At 45.8% G+C, this 9,292-nt stretch carries 12 protein-coding genes; all 12 read left to right on the top strand.

Translation table 11 applies throughout. The features are described from left to right. The coding region (locus ACFQ8E_RS21745; RefSeq protein ID WP_430552641.1) for a hypothetical protein at positions 1 to 289 on the top strand (289 nt) is incomplete at its 5' end. Then, a complete protein-coding gene (locus ACFQ8E_RS21740; protein ID WP_376642749.1) occupies positions 277 to 831 on the top strand; it encodes a hypothetical protein in 555 nt (184 codons plus the stop codon). The genes ACFQ8E_RS21745 and ACFQ8E_RS21740, both read left to right, overlap by 13 nt. Before the next feature lie 50 nt (positions 832 to 881). Then, positions 882 to 1,130 carry a hypothetical protein gene (locus ACFQ8E_RS21735; protein ID WP_376642747.1) on the top strand — a complete coding sequence of 83 codons (249 nt, stop codon included), beginning with the start codon at positions 882 to 884 and terminating at the stop codon, positions 1,128 to 1,130. Next, complete coding sequence (locus ACFQ8E_RS21730) at positions 1,108 to 1,749, top strand: hypothetical protein (protein WP_376642745.1); 642 nt, start codon at positions 1,108 to 1,110, stop codon at positions 1,747 to 1,749. The genes ACFQ8E_RS21735 and ACFQ8E_RS21730 overlap by 23 nt, the downstream gene beginning before the upstream one ends. Before the next feature lie 315 nt (positions 1,750 to 2,064). Next, positions 2,065 to 3,123 carry a hypothetical protein gene (locus ACFQ8E_RS21725; protein ID WP_376642743.1) on the top strand — a complete coding sequence of 353 codons (1,059 nt, stop codon included), beginning with the start codon at positions 2,065 to 2,067 and terminating at the stop codon, positions 3,121 to 3,123. A 59-nt stretch (positions 3,124 to 3,182) separates the two neighbouring features. Continuing rightward, entirely contained in the window at positions 3,183 to 3,431 is a 249-nt protein-coding gene (locus tag ACFQ8E_RS21720; protein ID WP_080467411.1) for a hypothetical protein, read from the top strand. A 247-nt stretch (positions 3,432 to 3,678) separates the two neighbouring features. Further along, entirely contained in the window at positions 3,679 to 4,023 is a 345-nt protein-coding gene (locus ACFQ8E_RS21715; RefSeq protein WP_376642741.1) for a hypothetical protein, read from the top strand. A gap of 343 nt (positions 4,024 to 4,366) precedes the next feature. Next, positions 4,367 to 4,660 (top strand): hypothetical protein, encoded by a 294-nt coding sequence (locus ACFQ8E_RS21710; RefSeq protein ID WP_376959259.1) that lies wholly within the window; start codon positions 4,367 to 4,369, stop codon positions 4,658 to 4,660. Continuing rightward, entirely contained in the window at positions 4,647 to 5,408 is a 762-nt protein-coding gene (locus ACFQ8E_RS21705; RefSeq protein WP_376642739.1) for a LysM peptidoglycan-binding domain-containing protein, read from the top strand. Before ACFQ8E_RS21710 ends, ACFQ8E_RS21705 begins: the two co-directional genes overlap by 14 nt. A gap of 8 nt (positions 5,409 to 5,416) precedes the next feature. After that, entirely contained in the window at positions 5,417 to 6,241 is an 825-nt protein-coding gene (locus ACFQ8E_RS21700) for a glycoside hydrolase family 73 protein (protein WP_376642737.1), read from the top strand. A gap of 754 nt (positions 6,242 to 6,995) precedes the next feature. Then, complete coding sequence (locus ACFQ8E_RS21695; RefSeq protein ID WP_376642734.1) at positions 6,996 to 8,102, top strand: hypothetical protein; 1,107 nt, start codon at positions 6,996 to 6,998, stop codon at positions 8,100 to 8,102. A gap of 237 nt (positions 8,103 to 8,339) precedes the next feature. Continuing rightward, complete coding sequence (locus tag ACFQ8E_RS21690) at positions 8,340 to 9,116, top strand: glucosaminidase domain-containing protein (RefSeq protein WP_376642730.1); 777 nt, start codon at positions 8,340 to 8,342, stop codon at positions 9,114 to 9,116. Positions 9,117 to 9,292: the final 176 nt, after the last annotated feature.

The following is a 9,292-nucleotide window of genomic DNA, read 5'->3' as shown; positions in this document are numbered from 1 at the left end:
AACAGAAATAGGACAAAAGGAGGATTTATTTTCTATGCCAAAAGAACTAGAAGAAAAAGAAGAAAAATCGTCTGCTGAAGAAACACCGAAAAAAGAGGAACAGGAGGACGCGCCAAAATGGGCAAAGAATCTGCTACAGGACATCCAAAACCTGATGGGAACAAAGGAACAGCCGCAGGGACAAGCACAGGAAATTCCAGTACCGGAACCGCCAAAAGTGGAGGAACCGGAGGAAGAGGAACAGCCAGCACCAAGCAAAGCGAAAACGCTCCTCGGGTGGTTATGGTAGATGTGCCGGGAAGTGACCAGGAGGAACAGCCGAAAAAGAAACGCGGTCGCCCTCCTGGTACTGGCACGAAAAAGAAAAGCGCAGCCAAGAAAAAGACGGCGGGCAATGTTGATTCATCCCAGCTGAAAATGCTGTTACTGACGACAAGCGCGATCGTGGCAGCACGACCTGGGATGGAAGACTTTGCATTAACCGCCGATGAAGCCGAACAGATATGTACGCCACTCGCAAACATCATGGCGAAGTCTGAAGGCGTGGCGGGTGTCGCCAGTGAGTATGCAGACCATATAGCGTTACTCATTGCGTGCTTTACGATCTTTATACCTAAATTCATTATGTGGAAATCCAAACAACCTAAAAAGAAAGAGGTACAGAAAAATGTCTTGCCAAAACGAGAACTACCAAAACAACCAACAGAACAACGAGGAAATGAAAGCGCGCCTGAAAGAACTAATCAAAAGCCTGCTGAACGATCTGGGGAACCCACTAGTAAGCAATTTGGCGGCTCCTTACATCAACTCATCCCTTTCGGAGGATATTGATGTCTTAAAATTCCTCAACCATTTAGAGGGGATGATCGACTATGTCCGGTATGGTGACGCTGAAGCAAGGTGACTTCTATTACAACATCCCCATGCATGAATACAGCCGTTATTGGTTTGAACACTTGGACATTATCGAACAGGGCGAGGAATTTTTAGTTGTGGAGAAAATCCCTTACGACAAAATCCCGAAACCGTCCATCATGGCTGCTATGAAAAGAGGTAAAGGCGTGAAGCGTGTTGTGAAAGCTTACAGCACGAAAGGAAGTGGAAAACATGCGAATGACAATTGGCGATGACGAACACGTTTTTATCTGTGGTCAAACCGGTACAGGTAAATCGGTTGTCGCTGAGGTATATCTCGCTGGGAAAGACCATGTGGTAAAGCTTGATACGAAAGGCGAAGTACACGAGCGCCGCAAGAAACGGCAGGAATTGTGGCATGGCTTGCAGGAAGGTAAGGACTTTACTGTGGTTCACCGATTGGAAGACGTGTCCGAGGTCGAGACGCCGAAAATTATCTATTGCCCGGTCGCTGAAGAATTAGAGCCGGAATATTACAACGCGCTCATGAGCTGGGTGTACAAGCGTGAAAATACGATTCTATGGATAGACGAATTAATGGAAGTCGCGCCAAGCGCCCATAACTACCCGAAAGAATTGAAAGCCTTATACACGCGCGGGCGTTCGAAAGAAGCAGTCGTTTGGGCTTGTACCCAGCGCCCAACAGACATTCCGGTCATTGCTATGGCCAACAGTTCACACTATTTCATTTTCACCATGCAAAACCCGGATGACCGTAAAAAGATTGTGAAAGCAACAGGGATGCCGCAATTTATGGAGCAACCCGGCGGGCACAATTTTTGGTATTGGAAAGTGGGTATGCAAAACCCGGTACTAGCAAAATTGAAGCTTTAAAGGAGGTGATGACTTGGAGACACGAAAATTTGCAGGTGTCGGGCTGAAGAACATGATTGTCATTGCGCTATTCACAATGATGGTCATTGTCGTAACAAAGGTTATTGTCACGAAGCATCCGGTTAACGGTGTGACGCAATTAGTAAACGCAGTATAAGGAGGAAAAAAGCATGAAGGTTAAATGGTTAGTTCATACGTTCATTACTGTATTTATCACGATGGTTTTCATGTGGATTATTAAGAAAGCTTCAGCAAAATATCATATCCCGGTTGTATCTACAATCGCGGCAGAAGTCTAAGGAGGAATTTTAATTTATGGCAACTCAACAGCAACTATCAGCACAGGCAAAGGCTCAACTATTCTCGCAGGCTACCCGCCAAACATGGCAGATGATGGGTACACAGACAGTGACAGAGGACGCACAAACGGTATCATTCAACCTACCGAAAGTACGCCTGCTATCACAAATTTTAGTTGAATTTGACGCGACTGTCTCTCTCAAATCGCAGAACGCGGCAATTCCAACTAAACCATTTTCACCATACCAGATTATCAGAAATATTGCACTGGAATTAAACAGTGGATTCCGTCCTTTTGTTGTGTCAGGCGAAGCCCTTCACCTATACAGCTTAAACCGATTGAATCCAGACGTTCTATTACCTGCATCAAGTCCGCGGGCGTTATCTTACATTGAAACAGCCGCGAGCACGTCAGGTAAAGACGCGCGTATTAAATTCCAAGTCGCGCTGCCATTAACTTTAAACCAACGTGACCCGGTCGGTCTTATCTTGCTACAAAACGAGGAGACAACCGTTTCCCTTCAGATTGATACAGCACGCGCGCAAGACGCGTATCAGTTGGCTACTGGAGACACCGTTACACTGAAGCAATTGAAAATCACGCCGACAATTGAAACGTTCTCCGTCCCTTCTGTACCACAAGCTATGCCGGATATTTCTGTCCTGAAGCTTGTAAACGAAAAAGGCGAACAGTTCACCGGGAACGGTCAAAATATCGTGAAGCTTCAGACAGGGACGATCTACCGTAAACTCATGTTTTACTTTACGGATGAGTCAGGCAACCCGCTGAAGGACAGCGACTTTGCGGGCAACTTGGAATTGGTATTTAACCAAGCCGACATCCCTTACAGCATTAAGCCGTCAGCACTTGCAGCCCGAAATCATTCGGACTTGGGTTATGTCTTACCGGATGGGGTTTATGTGTTTGACTTCTCTAACCAAGGCTTGCCAAACCTCGGCGGCTCTCGTGACTATATTGACACCGAACGTCTTACAGAGTTTTGGATTCGCTTCAATACTCAAAAAGGCGGGCGCGTGAAAATCGTTGCTGAAAAGCTTTCACGCTTGCATTAATACACGCGGGAGGGCTTTTCCCTCCTTTTCTTATTTGACTACTACGAAGGAGGATTTATATGAACGCACCATCACAAATGGGTCTAGGTGAAATGTTCTACCATGCCGCAGACTTATATCCAAACATGGGGTTTATGAGTACCCGAACGTCTACAGTTCCCGAAGCTGAAGATCAAATGTCTCTTGTCGATGATGAGGACACAGCAAAAGAGCATGACGTAAAGCAAGACCCTATTACATCAAAACAAATCTTGCTGGGGTTCGGCATTGTGTTCCTTGTCGTATTCCTATTCTCGGCAAGGGTGTAGGGGGTGTGACTTGTGGAGCAAATCTATTCAATCCTATTAAATAACGGAGCCATGGGCGTAATGCTCGCGTGGTTCATGTTCAAACAATCAAAGGATAACGAACAGACACGGGAAATTCTAACCGATCTGAAAATGGTTATTTCAAAAATCGGGGGTGCGTCAAGCAATGACTAAAATTCTTGTTCTCACCGTTATTATCATCGTGTTTTGGTTCTTCTTTATCCGCCGCAAAAAGAAGGGATAACACATGGAAAAAGGTCTTTTGTTTTTCACGCTGGCGCTCACAGCCATATGGATTATTCTTGATGACTTTTATGGCGGCAAACACCTGTCAAAGATGGCACAGAAAATGACGCCTGACATTTCTACACCGATGGACGTTGTAAAAGATGGTTGGGAATCTACAAAAGAAACCGTCGACGAAGCCGGAAAGACAGCGAAAAAGGCAGTTGAAAAAGCGACAGGATACGACACGTATAAAAAGTATCAAAAGATGAAGCCGGAGCAGAAAAAGAAAGTCAAAAAAGCCGCTAAAGACAGTTTCATAGATGGGTTTTGGAACGGTCTTAAACGCGGTTTTGGCTTGAAGTAAAGGGGTGATTCTATGCAAGAGTTTACAAAGTCTATGCGGTTTATTATCACCTTTCTCTTTTTCGTTATCCTGCTGGGTATGTTCACAAATGAAAAAATAACGTACACGTTCTTGGTACTTGTTCTCGCAAGTATGGCAGTCCTGAACGTTGACAAGGTAAAACAAATCATGGGAGGTCTTGTGGATGGTTAACAAGTTTTTTGACGTGATTGCGGGTATCGGGATTCTCATTGGTATTTATCTGTTCCTGAAAAATGCCAAGTCTACGACTTCCATTATCAGCACAATCGCGAGCAATTCAATTTCAGGCATCAAAGTATTACAAGGGAGGTAAGGCGGCATGATGGAAGGCTATCACCTTCAAAACCGGGTTCATGCGCTTCAGGAGCTTTCACGTCCAGTGGAGCTACCTGACGCGCAGCTAGGTATTGGAGACGCTGAAGAATTACGCCCAACACATGCCAACTTCATTTACCCGATGGTTCCGAAAGAAGCATTGATCGACAAAGTAACAAACATGAGTATTGAGAAAGCGACAGTCGATCTAAACGGAAATCAGGTAGATGAAGAAAACTTCCCTAAGAATCATTATTTCGGTGATCCGATAGGAGGCTTATATTGGTATGGCGGAATTTGAACAAGTCGGTCATGAATCCGGGGGTCATTCCCCGGGTAAAAAGAAATTCCAATTAAACAAAAAGAATATTGTCATTATCGGGTCGGTTGCAATTGGGGTCTTTCTATTAGTCTCCCTTGTGACGCGTGGGCGTCCTGCTGAGGAAGAACAGTACGTGACTTCTGAAGCATTAGAGGGTGATTACTTGGATGGCAATCCTATGAATTCAAGCTTGGTTCAGGCACAGCTACAAAACAATCAATCTCTCATTGAAGGTAGCGTTGATACAGCCTTAAACAACTTTGCAAATGAATTGGGGCAGAACCAAGAATCATTTAAGTCAGATGTAATCGACACCATTACCGATATTGGCAAGGAAAACAAAACGTATGTTGACCAAGTAAAGGACAGCATTTCAAAACAGCTTGCCGATCAAGCGAAGAAATACAGCAACTTGGAAACAGAAAATGACCAGCTTCATAAAGAACTGGAAAAGCTGAAGAACGCGAAACCGTCAACACCTGCCAAAACGACAACACCTGCTAAAAAACCGTCAACCCCGGCTAAAAAGCCATCGCCAGCGAAAAAACCGTCTACACCAAAATACAAAACGGTGACGGTGAAAAAAGGTGACACGTTGTCAGAATTGACGCAGAAATATGGTAAGGGTGGTACAAAAGCCGCGTATATGGAAACAGCCAAGTTTAACAAACTCAAAGACCCGAACAAAATTAAACCGGGTCAGAAAATCAAAATCCTGACAAAGTAGGTGGAAGTATGGGCGTAAATATAAAGCCGTTTATCAAAGACGCGCAAGCCATACAGAAAGAAACTGGCATCCCTGCATCCATCATACTGGGTCAAATCATGTTAGAATCAGGCGGTTCAAACCCGGGCGGATTGTCCGGGCTTGCCTACTACTCTAAGAACCTATTTGGAATAAAGGGAAGAGGTACAGCAGGAAGTGCCACGATGGGTACGACCGAAGTATATAACGGTAAGACCTATCACGTGAAGGATGGCTTTGCAAAGTACAACAGCTATCAAGATTCCATACGCGCCCACGCGGAACTATTATCCAAGCCGCGTTATGCGTCAAAGCTGAAGAACGCAAAAAGCGTTGAGGACTATGCGAAGGGAATCAAAGCTGGAGGGTATGCAACAGACCCTAACTATGTAAATAAGCTTCTCGGCATTATCAGCAGTAACAACCTTCACCAGTACGATGATAAGGACATTACATTCAAAGGAACGTCAGGAGCCGGGGCGACAGGTGGGGATTCTTCATCTTCAGGCACTGACGACAAATCATATTTATCAAATATCATGTTCGGCGTGTTCAGATGGTCTCTTATTCTCGGGCTTGCTATCATTGCAATCGTGTTCTTTATGAAAGCCTTCCCAGCAGTCGGAGACGTTGCGAAAGGTACAGCATCCACCGCAATGGATTTTGTTCCGGGTGGTCGTGCTGTCAAATCTGTTTCTAAGGGAGCCAAAGCCATTAAGAAAGGACGCAGCGCGTCAAACCACATCAAGAAAGCCGCTACAATAGCAAAAGGAGTGAACAAGAATGCCGGAACTAGTCAAACAGCCGGGGGATGACCATAAAAAGAGTACATGGCGTGAACAGACCGTCACCATGCTACCGGGCGACATTACAACGGTTTATTTTGACGACACAAAGCCGAACCATTCAGCCATAACAAATAACACAAGTCAGATCGTGTACGTACACGAGCGCCCGAGCGTGTCGCCTAACAATTATCTTTTAGCCGTAGCGCCGGGGTCAACAAAGCTTTTGGCGCGACCGCTCGGCTATCACACAATCTACCTTGACGCCGCGATCGTGCAGCCCGAAAAAGTCCGGGTCGAATCTTGGATTGAGAAATTTACAGCGTCATCTATACCACAGTCCATTGACACCGTTCAGCTTGGGCAGATGACAGGAACCGTAGATATATCAGCGTTACCGCCGCTTGCGGCAGGCGACAAGCATATTGGGAGTGTTGAGATAGATAAGCCTGTCACACTCGGCGGGTCTTCTATCCCGGCGACACAACCTGTACCAACTCGGGAAGCCGGAATGAATGACTTTAGGGTTGGTGGGGTGAGTGTAGGCGTCACGCCTGTAATGGCAAAGTCAGGTTCTAGCAAACTGACAAACCGCCGAGAGTTGACGATCTACCCGCCTAACTCGGGTGTCATTTATTGGGGTAAGCAGGGTGTCGAGACGACTACAGGTGCGCCGCTCACGTCTAACGACAGCCCGCTAACATTTAAGGTTCATAGCCAAAGCCCTGACGTGTACCTAGTCGCTGATACTGAGACAGTCGTCACAATCGTGGAGGTGTCCTAATTGATTGAACTCGGGTCAAGGCGGACGCCGCCCTATGATGATACAGGCGTCAAAACAAGTATTTCAGATTTAAAAGACAAGATGGCAAAGCTTCAGGACACCGTTGACCATATGGACGTGTCAGATGAGATAAAGAACGATATTCTGACGCTTCAGCAAAAAGTCCAAGCGTTAGAGGATACCGCGGACGGTGGGTCAACTGGTGCAACTGACCAACAAATTCAAAGTATGAAGGCTGACGTTGATTCATTCGGCCGAGTCTTGGACGCTCATGTAAAGGACACGACCAAACACGTATCGTCTGAAGACCGTACCAAGTGGGACGGTATGAGTGACAGGGTGACGACATCAGAAACAAACCTGAAGAACCATATCGCAAATGCTAAACCTCACGTCTCGGATTCTGAACGTTTGAAATGGAATCAAGCTGCTACGGATGCGACACAGCTGCAAAAGGATTTACAGACAACGAATCTATCGCTTCAGGATGTTATCGGGGTTCAAAACTTCTCACAGAAATATGCATTAACGGATGCTGAAGGAATGCGGAAACGGTTGGCTTCAGCTGACAGCATATTCACCGCACCACCCGGTTTTTATTATGGGACAGGATGGAATCAACTACCGTTACCGGGTGACGCTTCTTGGTACTATCTCGACATTCTACCAGCGCCAAACGGTCTGCGGAAATTGGTTCTGACACGTTCCTATGATAATACGTCATGGATTGGTGTTATACACACTGACAATGTATTCAGGGGTTGGCGACAGCTGTTTACACAAAATGATTTTATGGCGCTCACATGGTATAACCTTCCGTTATTGAATGGAGCAAAGGCGTCAGGAAGAACACCGCAGTATACCCGCTGGGGAAACATCCTCATGCTAAAAGGTGACGTGGCGTGTGACCTCGGCGTTGACTTTGCACAATTGCCCGCGTCATATTCACCGTCAGACAAAAAGGCGGTCATGGCAACAGCATACGGAACGACAGGCTTCACAAAATTTTATATCAACACTGACGGTAAACTGGCGTTTGTCGGCTTTTCAGGAAACAATCAGTCCGCCGTGTCCAGTTGGTCATTAGACGCGGCAGTGCCTTACTAGGAGGGTTGGAGCAATGGAAATGATACAAGTATTCGTATATGATTCGGATTTCATCTTCGACTATCCTGAAATTGTTCCGGCTGATTCCGTACCGGATAATGCGACAACCGTACAGCCGCCGGGATATTGGCGGGCGCAATTTCAGAAGGATAGAAAACTATGGATTGAATCCGCTTCAGACGAACAAATAAATGAAATGAGACAACAAATGAGGGAGAGTGTAAAAGAATGAGTTTCATGGAGAATGTTGCAAGTGAAGCACAAAAATTATACGGTGTAAGTCGAGTTTTACCTTCAGTTATCACAGCACAAGCCATACATGAGTCAAATTGGGGCAAATCCGGGCTTGCTACGCGTGCAAATAACCTGTTTGGTATAAAAGGTATCGGGAACGCTGGAACCGTTCATATGGGCACGTGGGAGGTTTTAAACGGGGTCGATAAAACAATCAAAGCAGGGTTCCGGGCGTATAAGTCTGTTCGCGATTCTATCATAGACCTTGTGAACCTCTATAACCGTCTTGACCGTTATAAGGCTGTTGTCGGGGAAACGAACTATGTACAAGCTTGTGCCGCCATCCAAAAGGGTGGATATGCGACAGACCCGAACTATGCGAAGAAGCTTATCGCCACAATCGAAGCCCACGGGCTGACGAAATACGATAAGGTCGGGAACAAAGCCGCAGTGAAGGCGAAACCTGCCAAGTCGTCCGGCTCGACATATACCGTTAAGGCGGGTGACACATTGACAGCAATTGCAAAGAAATATAATACGTCAGTGAAGGAGTTGGCGAAAGTGAACGGTATTAAAGATGTTAATATGATTCGTGTTGGTCAAGTCCTGAAGGTATCAGGAGCCGCACCATCCGGCGGTACATTCTACACCGTAAAGGCGGGCGACAACCTGACGAAAATTGGTAAGAAATTCGGTGTGTCCGTTAAGACATTGACCACAGTTAATCGTATCCCGGATGCGAATAAGATTTATGTCGGTCAACGGTTAAGGGTGAAATAATTTACAATATATACTAACATTTGTTAAAATTAAGTAGAATAGGAGCCGCGGAAGACTTCTATTCTATCTGTAACAATAGAGTCACGCCCGAGACACAACCCGCTGGAAAAATATCCGGCGGGATTTTTTATTATTGACAGTTCCCGGGTGACATGTTAATTAGCACAGAAATGTGG

The sequence above is a fragment of the Isoptericola sp. NPDC056573 genome, from assembly GCF_042793335.1.
Taxonomy (GTDB): Bacteria; Actinomycetota; Actinomycetes; order Actinomycetales; family Cellulomonadaceae; genus Isoptericola.
Note: the sequence above shows the minus strand (reverse complement) of the source record. Positions and strands in the feature narration are given on the sequence as shown.

Excerpts from the sequence above, each read along its gene's own strand:
- ACFQ8E_RS21715 (WP_376642741.1), top strand. The coding sequence starts at position 3,679 with ATGGAAAAAGGTCTTTTGTTTTTCACGCTGGCGCTCACAGCCATATGG.
- ACFQ8E_RS21690 (WP_376642730.1), top strand. The coding sequence starts at position 8,340 with ATGGAGAATGTTGCAAGTGAAGCACAAAAATTATACGGTGTAAGTCGA.
- ACFQ8E_RS21730 (WP_376642745.1), top strand. The coding sequence starts at position 1,108 with ATGCGAATGACAATTGGCGATGACGAACACGTTTTTATCTGTGGTCAA.
- ACFQ8E_RS21735 (WP_376642747.1), top strand. The coding sequence starts at position 882 with ATGGTGACGCTGAAGCAAGGTGACTTCTATTACAACATCCCCATGCAT.
- ACFQ8E_RS21725 (WP_376642743.1), top strand. The coding sequence starts at position 2,065 with ATGGCAACTCAACAGCAACTATCAGCACAGGCAAAGGCTCAACTATTC.
- ACFQ8E_RS21700 (WP_376642737.1), top strand. The coding sequence starts at position 5,417 with ATGGGCGTAAATATAAAGCCGTTTATCAAAGACGCGCAAGCCATACAG.
- ACFQ8E_RS21710 (WP_376959259.1), top strand. The coding sequence starts at position 4,367 with ATGGAAGGCTATCACCTTCAAAACCGGGTTCATGCGCTTCAGGAGCTT.
- ACFQ8E_RS21705 (WP_376642739.1), top strand. The coding sequence starts at position 4,647 with ATGGCGGAATTTGAACAAGTCGGTCATGAATCCGGGGGTCATTCCCCG.
- ACFQ8E_RS21720 (WP_080467411.1), top strand. The coding sequence starts at position 3,183 with ATGAACGCACCATCACAAATGGGTCTAGGTGAAATGTTCTACCATGCC.